The organism is Xanthomarina spongicola, assembly GCF_003148645.1.
Classification (GTDB): Bacteria; Bacteroidota; Bacteroidia; order Flavobacteriales; family Flavobacteriaceae; genus Xanthomarina; species Xanthomarina spongicola.
Genome location: NZ_QGGP01000011.1, coordinates 1 through 16,422 on the forward strand (window position 1 = coordinate 1; position 16,422 = coordinate 16,422).

Annotated in this window: 14 protein-coding genes; 5 read left to right on the plus strand and 9 right to left on the minus strand. The window is 31.0% G+C overall.

Features of this window, described 5'->3' with window-relative positions; all coding sequences use genetic code 11:
- Positions 1-182 precede the first annotated feature (182 nt).
- A complete protein-coding gene (locus LX78_RS14075; RefSeq protein ID WP_109683422.1) occupies positions 183-413 on the plus strand; it encodes a hypothetical protein in 231 nt (76 codons plus the stop codon).
- Positions 414-697: 284 nt separating this feature from the next.
- Here the strand turns inward: LX78_RS14075 and LX78_RS14080 are convergent, their stop codons facing one another.
- The 4 genes from LX78_RS14080 to LX78_RS14095 all read right to left on the minus strand — a co-directional run bounded on the left by LX78_RS14080 (position 698) and on the right by LX78_RS14095 (position 6,427).
- Positions 698-1,174 carry a leucine-rich repeat domain-containing protein gene (locus LX78_RS14080; RefSeq protein ID WP_109683423.1) on the minus strand — a complete coding sequence of 159 codons (477 nt, stop codon included), beginning with the start codon at positions 1,172-1,174 and terminating at the stop codon, positions 698-700.
- A 2-nt stretch (positions 1,175-1,176) separates the two neighbouring features.
- Positions 1,177-2,115, minus strand: a complete 939-nt coding sequence (locus LX78_RS14085; protein ID WP_245881544.1) for an RHS repeat-associated core domain-containing protein — start codon at positions 2,113-2,115, stop codon at positions 1,177-1,179.
- A gap of 316 nt (positions 2,116-2,431) precedes the next feature.
- The gene (locus tag LX78_RS14090; RefSeq protein WP_109683425.1) at positions 2,432-3,751 is read right to left on the minus strand and encodes an ATP-binding protein; all 1,320 of its coding nucleotides are present in this window, start codon (positions 3,749-3,751) and stop codon (positions 2,432-2,434) included.
- 54 nt (positions 3,752-3,805) lie between these two features.
- On the minus strand, positions 3,806-6,427 hold the full coding sequence (locus LX78_RS14095) for an AAA family ATPase (RefSeq protein WP_109683426.1): 2,622 nt from the start codon (positions 6,425-6,427) through the stop codon (positions 3,806-3,808).
- 402 nt (positions 6,428-6,829) lie between these two features.
- Between LX78_RS14095 and LX78_RS14100 the strand changes: the two genes are divergently transcribed.
- From LX78_RS14100 to LX78_RS14115, 4 genes are read left to right on the plus strand one after another with little or no spacing between them, the layout of a single operon-like run.
- Positions 6,830-8,242, plus strand: coding sequence for a GspE/PulE family protein (locus LX78_RS14100; protein ID WP_109683427.1), 1,413 nt, complete (start codon positions 6,830-6,832; stop codon positions 8,240-8,242).
- Positions 8,243-8,257: 15 nt separating this feature from the next.
- Positions 8,258-10,435, plus strand: coding sequence for a type II secretion system protein GspD (locus LX78_RS14105; RefSeq protein WP_109683428.1), 2,178 nt, complete (start codon positions 8,258-8,260; stop codon positions 10,433-10,435).
- Entirely contained in the window at positions 10,435-11,637 is a 1,203-nt protein-coding gene (locus tag LX78_RS14110; protein WP_109683429.1) for a hypothetical protein, read from the plus strand. Before LX78_RS14105 ends, LX78_RS14110 begins: the two co-directional genes overlap by 1 nt.
- Complete coding sequence (locus tag LX78_RS14115; RefSeq protein ID WP_245881545.1) at positions 11,634-12,146, plus strand: hypothetical protein; 513 nt, start codon at positions 11,634-11,636, stop codon at positions 12,144-12,146. The genes LX78_RS14110 and LX78_RS14115 overlap by 4 nt, the downstream gene beginning before the upstream one ends.
- Before the next feature lie 32 nt (positions 12,147-12,178).
- Here LX78_RS14115 and LX78_RS14120 read toward each other — a convergent pair whose 3' ends face one another.
- From LX78_RS14120 to LX78_RS14140, 5 genes are all read right to left on the minus strand, one after another.
- Complete coding sequence (locus LX78_RS14120; RefSeq protein ID WP_109683430.1) at positions 12,179-12,841, minus strand: P-loop NTPase family protein; 663 nt, start codon at positions 12,839-12,841, stop codon at positions 12,179-12,181.
- A gap of 86 nt (positions 12,842-12,927) precedes the next feature.
- On the minus strand, positions 12,928-13,605 hold the full coding sequence (locus LX78_RS14125) for a hypothetical protein (protein ID WP_109683431.1): 678 nt from the start codon (positions 13,603-13,605) through the stop codon (positions 12,928-12,930).
- Between the two features lie 45 nt (positions 13,606-13,650).
- Positions 13,651-13,929, minus strand: a complete 279-nt coding sequence (locus LX78_RS14130) for a helix-turn-helix domain-containing protein (RefSeq protein ID WP_109683432.1) — start codon at positions 13,927-13,929, stop codon at positions 13,651-13,653.
- Between the two features lie 159 nt (positions 13,930-14,088).
- Complete coding sequence (locus LX78_RS14135; RefSeq protein WP_109683433.1) at positions 14,089-14,928, minus strand: RteC domain-containing protein; 840 nt, start codon at positions 14,926-14,928, stop codon at positions 14,089-14,091.
- A gap of 57 nt (positions 14,929-14,985) precedes the next feature.
- A complete protein-coding gene (locus LX78_RS14140; RefSeq protein ID WP_109683434.1) occupies positions 14,986-16,233 on the minus strand; it encodes a site-specific integrase in 1,248 nt (415 codons plus the stop codon).
- Between the last annotated feature and the right edge of the window lie 189 nt (positions 16,234-16,422).

Consider the following 16,422-nt stretch of genomic DNA (forward strand, 5'->3'; position numbering starts at 1 on the left):
AAGTGAAACAAAATCACAAGATAGGATTGAATAATTTATTTGATCAACATTACGCCTTACATAAAGTAAGGTAAGGGCTTACAAATACTGCGTCTTTCTAGACAGGAAGTTAATAAGAAAAAGACATTTGTACTGTAATATTGTAAGTAGATTAAATATATTTATAATAAATTTAGAGGTAAATGGATACATCCACAATAATTAATACCGTTGGTTTGATTTTCGATATCACTGGGGCAATACTCATGTTTAAAAATTCTATGCCAGTAAAATTTGGTTCTTACTTATACAGCTCAAAATATTTAAAATTGCAAAAGATTAAAGCCAAAAAGATGAATAGAAATATAGGGTTGGGTGCCTTGTTACTTTGTATTGGTTTTATTTTACAGCTTGTAGCAACTTTTTTAGGATAATTCAGTTTGTTAGATAGCTTTGAACTTAAAGCAAAACAGCAACCCGATTAAAGATTGTTGCTGTATTTAAAACCCGATATTGGGGGATGTTTGTAGTAGTTTAAAATAGTGAGTGCTGTTTAAAACTAAACAGGCTTTTCATAAAAAACCACAACTTTTACATTGTGGTTCTCTGTTTTAATTATTAGTTATTGCTTAATAGTTCGAAGTTATAAACCTCGAAGAGGTTCTTTGTTTTTATTACTCTTATCGGCACTCGTTACAAACGAGCAGTAGCGAGGATTTTATCTTGTTTTACAATCTAACCCCTTTATGCTTGGAAATTCATAACCATATAAAGCTTCAGCTTTTTCAGGAATTAAGCACTCAATTGATGATTTTTTAGTTTTTAAAGGATTATGAGTAATAGAAATTACTTTTAAACTATCCATGGTACTAAGATTTCTAAAATAGCGTATTTTATTTCCTTCTAAATCTAAAACTTTCAGGTTTTTAAAATTCAATATCTCTACAGGAATTGAATCAATATAGTTATCTGACAAATAAATATTCTCTAAATAAGTAAGTTGAGACAGCTGTAATGGAAACTCTATAAATTTATTATTTCTTAAATTTATAGTTTTTAAGTTTCTATATTTAAGTATTCTTTCAGGTAGTTTTTTTAGGTTTTTCCCTGAAAGATCTAATTCTTTTGTTTCATACCTCTTTGAGCTACCACAAGCTAAAAAAATAAAAAACAGCACCAAAATTACATTTTTCATATTTATTTGTCTTTAATTGCCTGAATTAATAAAGTAGGAGGTAAAGATTTATTTATTGAAACATCTAAACCATTCATGGTTCTATAGCCGCTATTCGTTTCTGAACTATTCAACCAATTATTAGCCGACTTAAAATATTGTTTGCTATTAAAAGCGCCAGATTTATAAATAGCTCTTCCATAGTTGCCTGAAATTAAATCACCTCCTTTTCTATACCCTATTCCTCCTTGTTGATGAATTATCCCTGATAATGCTTTTGCTTCAAACTCAAAATTTCCATTGTTAAAGTTTGACCCTACAAAATCAATATAAAATTCCGAAGTAGTCATTCCTGATTTAGGAAATAAAGTTTCCCATTGAGCGGCATGAACAAATTCTTCAACCAATGAGTTTTTTACAATCTCACTTTTACTTTTTAGACCTTTAAATTGCTCGAAATAATCAAAAGGTAATCTAATAGTACCACCTTTATTAGATGATTCATCGTAAGTTTCTGTAGTCTCTAAAGTATCTTCATCAAATTGAACATCAGATACTCCTGTATCAGGGTCAAAACTTGCATCTGCACTTATACCCTCATTACCAACCGTATATATATTTTCACTACTATGTAATGTTTCAAAAATATTATTAAAAACTTTTGAGTTTTTCCTTAAGTTATGTATAAAACTACCTACTATCTGCTTTTCTTCAGGACTTAAATTTTCTCCCCACTCTACTCTTTGTCCGTCAGGGTCAGTAAACACTATTGGGTTATTTAAAGTATAATTATACCCTGAATATTCATGATACTTCTCTGCCAACGGGTCGACATTCATCCAACGTCCTAAACTCGCATCATAATTCCTAGCACCATAATCATGCCAATTTAAATCTAACTCATCTTGGAACTCTTTTCCATTATAGGTTTTCTTTAAAGCTATGTTAGTAGAAGTAGCCACGTTATTATACCCTTTATGTTTGAGTCCAAAGGGATAACAGCTACCCCTCTTTTTTGAGGGCTTTTGTACTTTTTTCAACAGTAACTCATACTTCTAGCCACCTATTTTAAAGAACGTTTTTCTATTATTTTTCCTTTTACTAAAATAACTTCTTTTATGTTTTCTTCCTAATCTTTATAACTAAAAAAGAAAGATGACTTATTAGGTCATCATTTTATTCTTTACATAGATCATCTTTTCTTAAATCATTTCTTTTTCTATTATATCGGACATTTATCGGACATTTATTATCTATATCAGTCATATATCGGACATTCTAATATTTAATCTCATAACGTGTACCTTTTTTTTCTCCAACTTTTATAAGAATTTCAAGGTTAACAAGTTCATCAAGATGCCTATATGCAGTTTTATCAGAAACTTTATAAAGTTCTTTATAAATACCATTTGTTATATATCCATTTTCACGAATATATTTAACAGCATTTAATTGATTATCATTTAAATCCAATTTAGAAAGATATTCATCACTAGCTTTATCTTTAAATAATGTAACAGCAACACCTCCAGTTAATTCTTCTATTTTAGGCTCAAGTAATCCTGCCCTTTTACATTCTTCAATAATCTTAATTGTTCCTCGTCCCCAAGATTCAACATAACCTGCTCTAAAGAATGTTCTAGCAATATTTGGATTTCTAGTGATAGATGTATGATCAATTTTTAATTTTTCAGGAGTTAGTGGACTTAATAATTCTCCTTGATTCCAAAACCTAATTCGGTCAGGGTAAACGCTAATTTGTATTGGAGAGTTTTCATAAGTTCTATGGGTAAACGCATTTAATAGTATTTCACGAACTGCTTCGTATGGGTATTCATAGGTTTCTATCCTTTGAATTCCATCATAGTTAATAGAGCTATTAATAAATCGCGTGAATAAAATTTTGAGAGCTTCATCAAGTTGCTCAAAAAGATTTCCTTCTATAACTTCTTGAGAAAGTAACTCTGAACTTGATTTTCCAAATTTTCCAATTTTAAGAAATGAGCTTACATAAAACCTTAAAGGTTGTTTACCAAATAATAATATTGCTGACCGAGTTAACTTGCCGTCATTTATGATAAGTAAATTCTCAAGAACAGTCTTTGTATCTAGGTTTTCTGTTTCAGGAGGTAATCTCTTTGAAGCAATACCTAATTTTACAAATTGACGAACGGTACCTTCGTTAATATCATCAAACGAGGCATTTTCCTCTTCAATATCGTCCCACGTTTTCCCTGTTTTCCTTAATAAAAATTCTGTCAGTTCATTTCCTCGAAGCTCTTGATTGGTAGTACCTGAACGATAATAATATTTTCCATTATACGAAATACCATTATTGTAAGGGTTTGTAGTAATTTCTATATAAAATAGACCTTCTTCTTCGTGTAGATTGATATCACAAAGTACTCCTAACTTACTAGAAATTTTATTTGGAAGGTCATCCATTAATTTTTTGTAGTTACTCACTCCAACTACATTTCCCTTATCATCTTTTCCAATATATAAAACACCTCCTTTGGCATTAGCGAAACCACTAATCCATTGCAAGTATTCATCTCTCCAAGATTGTTTCCATTCTATGTTTTGTTGTTCGGGCATATCCTATTTTAAGGCATTTAAAAAGAAATTCAAAGTTAAATTTTTTCTATTAAATTAGTTCCTTCTTTTTTTTAATTCTACAGCATATGCTTTAAGAATTTCAAGGTCAGCATTTACTTCCTCTGTATCAGGCAAACTTTGTATTAATTCCCCAGCACTATCATGTCCAGAAAACATTGTAGAACACTTGGACATATTAGCTTTGATTTTTTGATAGTCTTCCTCAGTAAGGTCTATTACCTTCTTCAAGCGTAGGGTTTGAACTTCTCTCCCAAATCTTTGTATAGTACCGTTTAGAAGCAGTTCTTCCACAAGGCGTTCCCACGTTTCTCTCATTAGTCCATACATTAGTTTTACTTTTTCTCTATAGACTTCTTCGGTCTCTGTATTCTCTATTTTTTCCAAAGTCTGAAATTCTGCATTAAGAACACCAACTCTAGCTTTAACTGGCAGTGCATCCCAAGGTGGATTTTTAGCCAAAATACCTGTTTCTGTTTTCTTTCTTGTTAAGCTTTTGATTTCTATATCGCAGTCTTGTTTGTTAGCAAATTCTTGAAGTCTCATCAAAAAAGTGATGTCGTGAGTAAAAACAATAACTTGTCTTTCCTGTGATTCTTCAATAATTCTTTTAGAAATTTTATCTCTCCACCTATGGTCTAAAGAAGATACAGGGTCATCAAATATTATTGCAGATTTATGTTCTGATATTGAAAGTTCAGAGAAAAATGTAGCAAGTGAAATACAACGATGCTCTCCTTCACTTAATATATCTTTTAAACTTATATTAACTCCATAAGATGTATCCAATTGTAAATAATGATATTGTTTCCCTTTAGCTCCTTTAGTATTGGCAACAACATTTATATTCTTAAAACCGAGCTTTCTCAACTCAGCTTTAAAATTTTCTTTCAAGTTACTTGTTATATAAGTATCTGTGATACCATTACTACATATCGTAATATTTGTTGTTCGGCATTGAGATGTGCATTTTTTTAGAGATTCAATACTTCGCTTTCGATTGATTTCATCAGTAATTTGCTTTTCATACTTCTGAAGTTCTTTGATAGCTGACAAATTTCTGAACTCACTTTCTAATAATTTCAATTCTTCTTCAACGGATGCTTTACTTAATTTTATGTTTTCTTCTTGTAGTGTCTTCACAAGAGTTTCAATAACTGTAATTGGTGTACTCTCAAATTCAGGAATTTCTATAACCTCAATTATTTTAGGTGTTTCATAGAGCTTTAGTATTTTTTTTTGCTCTGTATTCAGGGCATTAATAAAACTAGCCTGTTTAACAGTAAACCCTTCAATTAATTCTTCTATCTCATCAATTGTTGGAGTGTATTCTGTAAAATCAAAATCTAGGTTCGCATAATAATTTTTCCATTCTTCTAGTTTTGTTGATGCCACATCTAATTGCTGTTGTAAATCAGCTTTTACAAAAGTTTCGAAGTTGTTAAACCTTTCTTTGGCATCATCTCCAAGGTCTTGAAGACATAGTGGGCAATTTGAATTTTCATCCGTATTAGGAAATATAGTATCTCCAACGGAATGATTATAAAACTTCCTGGCACTTTCCCATAATGTTTTCCAATATTCATTCCCAACATTTTCTATTGGTAAATTAGAAAAAGCTTTCTCAGAAGCAGTTTTTGATATTTCAGATGCTGAAAAAAAAGTATTTATAATTGTTTTTGAATCAGTGAGTGTCTTTTCTGTAAAACCAGTTTCAACAGCTCTATATCTATCTTTCAGACTATTAAATCGTCTAATCTTTTTATTATTATCTTCAATTACTTTTTTTGGGTCTTTTGCTTTGAGTTTAATAATGCTAGTCCCCAGTTCTTTAATTCGTGCTTCTGATTCTTCAGTATGATTAGTGTGTGTTTTTAACTCTTCAATTTTTGTTTTGTTACTTAATGTTTGTAGAAATTTAGAAACCTCTGTTTCGTATTCGCCAATAAGAAAGCTAAAATCAAAGGAAGAAGCTATTAATGTTCCTTTGTCTGTATTTATTCTTTCTTCAACTTTTTTACAACATTGAGCCAACTTTTCAAGTACTATTAATCCTGAAGGAATAAATGCAATTTCATCTTCATCTTCTATATAATGATTGGCACTTTGCGTATCAAATACATCAACGACTTGAAGTATACGGTCATTCAAATGGTTGTCTTTCCATACTACAGAACCAGACGAACCACTTTCGGTGTTATATTCAAGTTCAGCAACTTGTTGTTTTTGGTCACTGTTCTCAACGAAAAGATTTGAATTGATTGTTGGTCTTATTCCACGTGTATTACATATATGTTTTAAAACACTAACATAACTAGATTTTCCAGAACCATTATCTCCATAAATAACTGTTAGTCCATTGGGAGCAAACTCTAATTCCTCACCTTCTTTTAGAGCATTAATATTTTCGGTATTACATATTTTTGAAAGTGTAACTGTTTCCTCACTATCTGAATTTTCTACTAAAGCTTTAAGTTCTTCAATATCAACAACATCAAACTCTAGATCAGAAATTCCATTTTCAGACTTACAAATATTGACTAAGTCATTAATATCTCCATCTGTTAAATCATTGTTCCGAATGATTCTATTAACTGCTTCTTGCCAAAATTTAGGCTTATCTTCAATCCATTCAATTATATGTACTAGAATAGGCATATATTATTATTTTAATTATATACGAAAAAAAACAATTTAGATAAAATGAGCATCTAAATATTATGGATTTCCGTAATATCCAATAAATTAATTAGTGTTTTCTTCTAGGGAGATTAATTAAGTGCAATATACTATTTTTTATGAAATTGGATGCAAACTCTTAATAACCTCTATAGGAAGTGGAGATGTTTTGTTGTTTTTAGCTTTATGTCTTAGTTTTTCGAGTATTTCATTCATCACCTGTTTTGTCCTGTCGCTTACTTTTTCTTTAGTATTACATCTGTTTTTCAAAAAACGAGATTCTATAAAAACAGTCCCTTTAGCTGGCTATATGAGTTTGTTTTTTGCACTGGTCTATCTAGGATCTTGGACAGGTCTTATTGATTCCTTATACATCATCTAATGATAGACACATTAGATTTCCATATAGACACCAGGTTAAAGCAACTCTTAAATAGTGAGCAAGCCTATCATTATCGAATTATACCCATTGCATTTGAAAATAATACGATTGTTTTTAAAACCGATAACATAACCAATGACGTTTTACAGGAACTTCAAGTTGTTTTCGATAAAAGCGTAAAACTTGAAGAAGAAAGCCCTGAGAATATTCAAAAATATCTAGCAACTAATTTTAGAAAACAATCCAATGCTATTAAAACAGATTTGCATTATAGTACTGATTTTTTAGAAAAATTGTTAGTGTCTGCAAAAAATATAGGGAGTAGTGATATTCATTTTGAGCCTTATGAAACTCGTTGTCGCGTCAGGTTTCGACTAGATGGAAAATTAAAAGAATACTATATTATTTCATTAGACGAGTACCCTGTAATTATTAATAAGATTAAGATAAAAGCTGGACTAGATATTTCTGAAAAGCGCTTACCTCAAGATGGTCGAATAACCATAAAAGCCAACAACCAAGAATTTGATATTCGTGTGTCCACACTTCCTACACTTCATGGTGAAAAAATAGTCCTCCGTCTGTTAAGTAAGGATGCTGAAAACATTAACCTTGAAGATTTAGGTTTTACCCAAAAGGAATTAAACAGCTATTTAGAAACCATTAAAAAACCTAATGGTATCATCTTAATTTCAGGCCCTACAGGTTCTGGAAAAACAACCACACTTTATGCGACCCTAAAACTTTTAAACGATGACAAAACAAATATTCTAACCATTGAAGACCCTATTGAATATACCTTAGAAGGTGTTAATCAAGTACAGCTAAAAGAAAATATTGGACTAGACTTTGCAAGTACTTTAAGAACCTTTTTAAGACAAGATCCAGATGTTATTATGGTAGGAGAAATACGAGATGCTAAAACAGCTAATATGGCCATTCGTGCTGCATTAACAGGGCATTTAGTATTATCTACTATTCACACAAATTCAGCTTGGGCAACCATTTCTAGGCTTATAGATATGGGAATTCCTTCCTTTTTAATTGCCAGTACTCTAAATGTTAGTGTTGCACAACGTCTTGTAAGGGTTTTATGTACTCATTGTAAAGAAAAACACAAAACAACAAAAAATATACTACCTGAGAATTTTGAAATCCCAGTAGGATTAGAATATCACTTTAAAGCTGTAGGATGTCATACTTGCCATCATACAGGTTATCAGGGTAGAAAAGCGATTTATGAAATCATTCCTATTACAAAAACTATCATCTCACATATAAAACAAAACGAATTAGAAATTGATGATTATATCGGCAATCAGAATATAGCCACATTAAAAAGTAATGCTATTGAATTGCTTATTCAAGGACAGACATCCATTGAAGAAGTTTATGCCTTACTAACAGACTAAAAACCAACGCTCTATATGTATATAAAAAAGATATTCCTTTTATTATTATTTTTTAATATAACTCTGGCGTATTCGCAAAAGGAAGATCCACGTATTGACCAAATTAGAAATCAATTAACCGCATTATCTGTTGAAAATGCAGGCCTTACTGAAAATGTAAAAACTGATATTACAGTCAACAATATGACCTTAGCAAAATTTTTGCTAGCTATCTCTGAAATCCATGAAATAAACATTAGTGTAGACCCTCAATTAAATCAAATTACCATTGCTAATAACTTTCAGAATGTTCCAGTAGCTGATGTCTTGGTTTGGTTATGTAAAGAGTATGACTTAACTATAGATTTCACAGGGATTATATTATCTATTGAAAAATATAGTCCTCCAATTCAAGAGGTCGTCCAGAAAGAAATCTATGTGGCATTCGACCCTCCATCAAATTTAATATCAATCGATGTAAAAGGAGATAAACTCTATGATGTTTTTAAAACTATTATAGATAAAACAGGGAAAAATTTGGTTTTCTCTCCAGGTCTTGAAAATAAATTATTAACGGCCTATATCCTTCAAACGCCATTAGATGTTGCCATGAGCAAATTAGCCTATGCCAATAATCTGTATTATGAAAAAACGAAAGATAATTTTTATCTTTTTGAAAGTAACACAAATCCTGATATCGCGAATGGCACAGATCAAAACAGTCAGCAAACAACTATAAGACCAACTAGGAGGCGTAACTCAAATATTTATTTTAAAGTATTAGATGCAGAAAATAAATATGTTGAAGTCGATTTTGAAAACGCTCCAATCGTTGACATTATAAATGATATTGGCGTTGCGCTAGATATAAATATTTTTACTGCTTCTCCTTTAGATGCTGCTGGAACTGCCACTTTTAAAGCAAAAAACATTCATTTTGATGAATTATTAGTCAAGATTTTTGAGATGCAAGCTGCTACAAATAACCCTCAAAATACAACTTCTGGGCAAAGACCTGACAAAAGCCTTTCATCTGTCAATACCTCACCCTTTACATTTAAAAAAGAGGACAATATTTATTTTTTCGGAACGGAAGAGCAGTTAAGTGTTAGAAAGGTGGAAATTATTTATATGAGGCATCGTTCCGTATCCCTCTTAGGTGATGCTTCAAATAGTTTTAGTAATTATACAGGGTCTAATAATTTCAGTATGTCTGGGAATGATTCATTTAATCAATTTGACAATACAAATTCAAGAAACCCAAACAACTCAAACAATCAGAACAATCAGAATAATCAGAATAATACGAATAACGATTCTATGGCTAGAAGTACTTTAATTGATATTGTGCCAGTTGAAATTATTCAGGAATTAGACATAAAGGTAGATTATGAGCTTAATTGTTTTTATGTTAATGGAGCAAGTACAAATATTGAACGTCTTAAAGAGTTTTTAGTTAATATTGATAAACCTGTTCCTGTTATATTAATTGAGGTCATGTTTATAGAAGTAAACCAAAACATGAACCTTGAAGCCGGAATAAGTTGGGGTATTGGTGAAGGACCTACTACAACTCAAGGGAATATCTATCCCACTACAGATTTAACTTTAGGAGCTCAAGCTGTGAATAGCATATTAACAGGGTTTAGTGCTTTTAGTGGTTTTAATCTTGGAAAGGTTGTGCCAAACTTTTTTGCCAGTATTAAATTAGCTGAATCAAATGGAAATTTAAAAATACGTTCTACTCCTAAATTAGCTACACTAAATGGTCATAAAGCCATGTTTTCTAATGGACAAACGTCTTATTATGCTGTGACACAACGTAATATTTATGGAACGGATAACCCACAAACATCAGAAATCACCAACTATTTTCCTATTGAAGCACAATTAGGATTGATTATTAGACCGTCTGTTTCTGGTGATGGTCAAGTATTGTTAGATATCAATGTTATTCAATCTGCTTTTGGAGTAAGGATCGCTGAAGATGCGCCACCAAATATTAATTCTAGGACGTTTAGTTCGATCATTCGTATGGAAGATCAGGATATTGCCATATTAGGTGGTTTAGAAGAACAGTCACAAAATAAATCAAGTACAGGTGTTCCTGTTTTAGCCAGGATACCTATTGTAAAATGGTTGTTTAGCAAACAAACTAGAGAAGGCTTTAAATCTAAATTAACGGTTCTTATTAAACCGACTGTGATATATTAATGTTAGAAAAATTAAAACAATATCTCTTATTTGGAAACACCTTTTATGGTGTCGAGCATACCATTATTGAAAATAAAGAAACAATTATTGTTGTTTCTCTGAAGAAAAAAAAGAATGATCTTGATATTGTTTTAAAAAAAACAACAGATTCAATTGAAAGTGTATCAAGTTATATTCCAAAAAAATCTGGTGTTACTATAGTTATAAATAATGACAAGGTACTTTCTAAAAAAGTACCATTTTCAAAGGATGAAGATTCAAAATTAATTCAGAATGCTTTTCCTAATATTAATCTCAATGAGTTTTATTTTGATGTATTATGTCAAAAAAATGCTTGTTTTATTGCTATTTGTCGTAAGCAATATGTTGATACGCTTATTGAAGATTACCGAAATAAAAACCTTTTTGTTTTAAATGTTTCTTTTGGAAATCACGTATTCTCTAATATTAGTGAGTTTTTAGATTCTGAAGAGGTATTTACTTCGAATGCCTTAATTGAAAAAAACCGATTAGGCATTGAGAATATTAACAAACAATCAAATACAATAACACAGGAGTATGACATAAATGGATTGAATGTGTCTAATATGTTTTTGCTATCATTTGCAGCTATATTGGAACTGGTACTATCTAAAAAAGTGAATGAACAATCAAATTTTGATTCCAAATATGCAGCTTTAACAAATGATTATCAACAGCAACGATTTTTTAGTCAGTTTTTAAAAGTTGGATTATTGTTTGTCCTAACTATATTATTCATCAATTTCTTTATTTTTAACCACTATTTTAACAAAGTTTCAGACTTAAGACAAACGTCACAAGTCAATGAGACTTCAAGGCAACAATTGATAGCTATAAAAGAAGATGTTGACAAAAAAGAAAAGTTTATTACTGATATTTTAAAGAGTGAATCTTCAAGAAGTTCGTTCTATGCGAATGCCATTATGATTAGCTTACCTCAATCAATCAATATCTCAGAATTTAACTTTCAGCCTTTGACCAAGCGTGTAAAAGCAGAGAAACCTATAGAATATGAATTAAATACTATTTTATTGAAAGGTATTAGTTCAGTCACATCTGATATTTCAAATTGGGTTACTGAACTAGAACGATTAAATTGGGTTGAGAAAGTAATTATTACCGAATATAGTGAATCGAACATGTCATTAACAGAGTTTAGTTTATTAATCACAATCAAATGACCTCAAGAAATAAAAATATCGTTTTAGTCGTTGGTTTCATTATCATTCTTTTTGTTTGTTATCACCTGGCTATTTCAAAAACAGTCGTTTTAATTGGAGAATCAAAATCACTTAAAATAGAAGAGCTTCTTTTTAAAAATACGCCAAGAGAACTTTCGCTGTTAAAACAAAAGCAAAAATATTACGATTCCATATTTAATAAATACCAACTTAATGGATCGTCAATCCAGAATAATTTATTGAAAACGATTAACACAACTGCTGAACAAAACAATATTCAAATCATTAGCTTTTTAGAACCTCACATAGAGTTGAAAGAAGATTTAACCATAAAAACCTATCAATTTGTAATTGAAGGCGAATATAATGATATGGTACAGTTAATCTATCAATTGGAACAGAAAAGTAAATTCGGAGAAATCATAAATCTGCATTTTGAGAAGAAAAAGAACTTTAGAACTGGAAAGTCATTTTTGGAAGCCAGTGTTTTATTGAAGAGTTTTGGGTGATTATTTAGTTTCCTATAAATTATCACAAATGTTTAATTCCTTTTGTCAACAGACTTTGAATCAAAACTTATTAAGTTAAACATTTGTCGCATTCTAGAACGCACACGATTGCCATATCTCTCTTCTAATTCTTGAGCATTTAAGTTGGTTGTTGAATGGGTTTTAATGTTTCGTTTTAGGAATAAATCGTAACGAGATAAGAGAATTTCTCCCATAACATTGCAGTCTTTACCAAAATGACGACCTGTAGTTTCAACACCCAAATCATCGAAACAATAAAAATTACTATTACCATATTCTTCAATAGTTTTATATCCAAGGTTGTTAAAAGCAAATGTGATGTTACGAGCTGGTATAAGTTCATAGGCTTTTTGATGAGGTACTATGTAACGTAATAATTTCATTAAACTGGTTTTTCCACAGCCTACAGGACCAGATAACAAAATTCCTTTATTGGGATCTATTTTTAGCTTTTCGCAAGCCTCAAAATCTCTAATAAAATAAATGCATAGCTTGTAAAGAATGATCTCATCTTCCTCGTAAATTTTAAAGTGTTTGCCGAAGATCAACTTTCCTTTGGCATCGAGGTAAATTAATATTTTTTTGAAATCGTATTGAATCATGTTACCATTTAGAGACCCAAGATGGAACTCCACTCCTTTTTCGATTATTATATGTGGTTTGTTACTGCTCATGCTTTCTATTAATGAGATCTTGGATTAAAACTTCGACAAGCTCTGTGTAAAATATCTTTTTGACCTCTGGTTTATGAATCCAGAGGTCACAAGGGTTCATTGTAATTTTTATTTTTAGTTGTCTTTAGGTTGTCTTTAAAATGAGACTGTTGCTTATTGTTTGTGATTTCTTCAGCTTTTAGCATCCAATTTTTGGCTGTAGCTTTCCAATTAACAATTTTAGTTTTACCTCCTACTTTCCAACCAATGCCTTGGTAATGATTGTAAAATTTTTGTGCTTCAGTTTTTGCCCAGTTTTTCATTTCAAAAAAATCGATGACTTCTTTTTCATTTTTTGGCTGGTCAAGTTTATTTATGTTTTTATTGTTTTCTATTGTTTGTATATGTTTATATTTAGGTACCAGTGCTTGTCCAGTGCTTGTCTCATTTTTGGGACGGTTGTGTACCTCTGCTTGTCCAGAGCTTGTCTCGAATTTGAGCATCTTAATTTTACTCCCTCGATATGGATTATGAGATGGGTCATAAACAACATATTTCCAATGATGCAATTCTTTAATACATCTATGATAGGTGGATTTTGAGCCTATTTTAGAGAGTTGCATCACTTCATCACGAACTACAAAAAACTTTTCTTTAAATCGGTTTATGTTCCATAACTGAAACAAAGCCATATATAAACTTATATGGGTTGGATTTAAACGACTGTCTTTTGAGAATTGCTCGAAGACAGCGTTTAGATGTTTGATGTAATTTACTTCTTTCATAAGGCCTCCACAACCCCTCCAAAGGAGGGGCTTTATATGGGTGTGCTAAAATTTGTTATGAATTTTATTGTCCTCCATTACTTGTTGGATTTCTTCATAATCGTAATAGATAACGCCACCTACTTTGGTATAAGGTAGTGTTCCATTGATTCTAAGGTTTTGTAGAGTTCCTGGTGAGATGCTTAAATAGTCACGAACTTCTGGTGACTTTAACCATTTTTTAGTCGCGAAATCAGTTTGATTATTCACGATTGCTTTGATGTCTTCCAATAATTCATGTTTAAATTCTCGAAGATCTTCGGTAGTAATAATTGTTGCTGCCATAGTAAAAGGTTTTGATTAAAATAGCTACCACATCAAACTTTCGTTCTCAATGGCAGCTATTAAATGATTTGACTTTCGTTTAGCAAACTTGGTACTATTTGATATTAATTTATCACCATATGACCAGAGGTCAGGTCAAATTTTAACACTTTAACCCAACTATTGATATGATTTGGTGATGAACTCCTGTAAATTATATGCAAGTTCCTCCAGAAACTTAGTCTTGGTTTTTTGCCTAGTTTTTATTTCTGAAAATACTTTGTAATAATCGCCTAAATCACAATTGAAGATGTTTTGAAACATATCGGCAATCTGTTTGATTTCTGTTTGTTCGTTGTTAAATACATTCGTACAGTGAAGCGCATACACTAGCTCTATCAATGCTGATTTAGGAGCTGTCCAAACAAGTTTTGATTTCTGATTGATTAGCTGTTTTCGCTTTAAGTAAGGGTTGTCAATAGCATCATATCTGTTTCTGAGGTATTTCATAAAATATTTATAAGCTTCTATCCTTGCATACAATTCGTCATGAGAGGTATTAAAAACCGTATCATAATAACAAGCGCCATTATGAATTAGTAAGTACAGATCCTCTTTATTTCTTAAAAAATAAAGCCTGTCCAAATGCGTAAAATTCTGGTCGATGTATTGCAAAAATTCAAAGTGTTGCTTAAAGAATTTATCGATAAGATTCAATTGCTTAGAAATGTACCTTTTCTTTATATCTTGTGTTGTTTTAGGTATTGACATCTCGAAAGACCTAACTTCCTTAAAATAGATGAGTTGAGCCAGTGGTTTACTTTTAATGTTTTTAAAAAAGAATATTTCTTCTTCAGGGGTTTTGAATTTTGTAATTTCAAGGGTTTTTCTAAAACTATTTAGACAATTGTTACTTAATACGATTGCTAGATTAGATTGTTTTAGAATGTCTTCACCAGATGAACAAATTGTTTCTAAGTCATTTTGGTAGGTCTGCAAAATTTCTTTTAATTTTATCATATCGATTTGGTTTAAGTTAATGTCATAGTAAGTTACTATTAACCTTCAAAACGATAATTATCTGGCTTCCCTAATCTGATCTTTTATTTTAATTTTTTGTCTTAGGCTATTCATGTCATCGCTTACTTTTTTCTCAATTACTTTTGCATAAATTTGAGTAGTTGATATTCTTGAATGACCCAAAAGTTTAGAAACGGTTTCGATAGGTACTCCGTTTGAAAGTGTTACTGTGGTTGCAAACGTATGACGTGCCAAATGAAAGGTTAGGTTTTTTCTGATTTTGCATAAGTCGGCAATCTCTTTTAGATAAGAGTTTAGTTTTTGATTTGACATTTTAGGAAAAATAGTCCCATTGGCTAAGGATTTAGCGGTTTCTTTATATTTATTAATTAAATCCAATGCTTTAGGCAAAATTGGGATTCGTAAAGCATTATTTGTTTTCTCTCTTTTCATGATTAGCCATAGTTCACCATCTATTCCGTGATTGATGTCATTAGCAGTCAAGTTAACGACGTCTATATAGCTTAAACCCGTATAGCAGGCGAATACGAATAGATCCTTTACTAATTGTAATCTCTCAATGGAATAATTTTTATCTTCGATGTCCATCAATTCGGCTTCTGTTAAAAACCCTCTTTCTACTTTTTCAAATTTGGATTGGAAATTAATGAAAGGATCTCTATCAATCCATTCTAACTTATAGGCAAGTGTTATCATTTTTCTAAAACGCTCGATATGCTTCATTACCGTATTATTGCCCATCGGCTTTTGATGGTCTGTTGGTATGTGGTTTCTTAAATACGTTTCAAACTTTAAAATGAAGTTATAATCAAGTTGCTTTAAGTACATATCAGTTACTTTAAACTTAGTAAGTAAAAAATCTGTTATATAGCCTTGAGTCGTGTAGTAATTTTTTTGAGTGCCCCACTTTAGTTTCCCGACCATATCTTCATTATGATATTTTGTAATATCATTTATAGAATAGTTCTGCTCATCTTCTTTTAAATAGCGTGCCTTGATCGTTAGAGCTGAAATAATTTTACCTTCTGATTTTAATTCGTTTTTGGATTTGTGAAATTCTGAAGAAACCTGGTCCAAAAATTCATTAATGATTCTAGCCTCTTGGTTGGTGCCTTTGACCTTATTCTTGGCAGAGCTCCAGTATTCAATTTTGATTTTCCTTTTAAGGCTTATTTCTGCTCTTTTTCCATTTACTGTAATTCGAGCATAAAGGGGTGCTTTTCCATTTTTGGCTTTCGAAAGTTTTAGCCAAAACAGAATACTAAATGTGGTTGAAGTTTTCATGTCTTTCGTCTTTTAATTAAACATTTGTTTACTGACGAAAGTCAAATCAATTATTCGGTTACCTTTTCAATTAGTATTAAATGGTAACCGAATAGGTCACTTATTTAACCAAATAATATCAATTCTTATGATTGCTTAAAAACCATAAAACCTCGATAATCTTACGATTACCAAGGTTTTGATATTAAT

What these genes read in the sequence shown, in the direction of transcription:
- LX78_RS14120 (WP_109683430.1), bottom strand. Translation starts at nt 12,841, where the DNA reads ATGAGCAGTAACAAACCACATATAATAATCGAAAAAGGAGTGGAGTTC.
- LX78_RS14110 (WP_109683429.1), top strand. Translation starts at nt 10,435, where the DNA reads ATGTTAGAAAAATTAAAACAATATCTCTTATTTGGAAACACCTTTTAT.
- LX78_RS14125 (WP_109683431.1), bottom strand. Translation starts at nt 13,605, where the DNA reads ATGAAAGAAGTAAATTACATCAAACATCTAAACGCTGTCTTCGAGCAA.
- LX78_RS14105 (WP_109683428.1), top strand. Translation starts at nt 8,258, where the DNA reads ATGTATATAAAAAAGATATTCCTTTTATTATTATTTTTTAATATAACT.
- LX78_RS14090 (WP_109683425.1), bottom strand. Translation starts at nt 3,751, where the DNA reads ATGCCCGAACAACAAAACATAGAATGGAAACAATCTTGGAGAGATGAA.
- LX78_RS14100 (WP_109683427.1), top strand. Translation starts at nt 6,830, where the DNA reads ATGATAGACACATTAGATTTCCATATAGACACCAGGTTAAAGCAACTC.
- LX78_RS14080 (WP_109683423.1), bottom strand. Translation starts at nt 1,174, where the DNA reads ATGAAAAATGTAATTTTGGTGCTGTTTTTTATTTTTTTAGCTTGTGGT.
- LX78_RS14075 (WP_109683422.1), top strand. Translation starts at nt 183, where the DNA reads ATGGATACATCCACAATAATTAATACCGTTGGTTTGATTTTCGATATC.
- LX78_RS14095 (WP_109683426.1), bottom strand. Translation starts at nt 6,427, where the DNA reads ATGCCTATTCTAGTACATATAATTGAATGGATTGAAGATAAGCCTAAA.
- LX78_RS14130 (WP_109683432.1), bottom strand. Translation starts at nt 13,929, where the DNA reads ATGGCAGCAACAATTATTACTACCGAAGATCTTCGAGAATTTAAACAT.
- LX78_RS14135 (WP_109683433.1), bottom strand. Translation starts at nt 14,928, where the DNA reads ATGATAAAATTAAAAGAAATTTTGCAGACCTACCAAAATGACTTAGAA.
- LX78_RS14115 (WP_245881545.1), top strand. Translation starts at nt 11,634, where the DNA reads ATGACCTCAAGAAATAAAAATATCGTTTTAGTCGTTGGTTTCATTATC.
- LX78_RS14140 (WP_109683434.1), bottom strand. Translation starts at nt 16,233, where the DNA reads ATGAAAACTTCAACCACATTTAGTATTCTGTTTTGGCTAAAACTTTCG.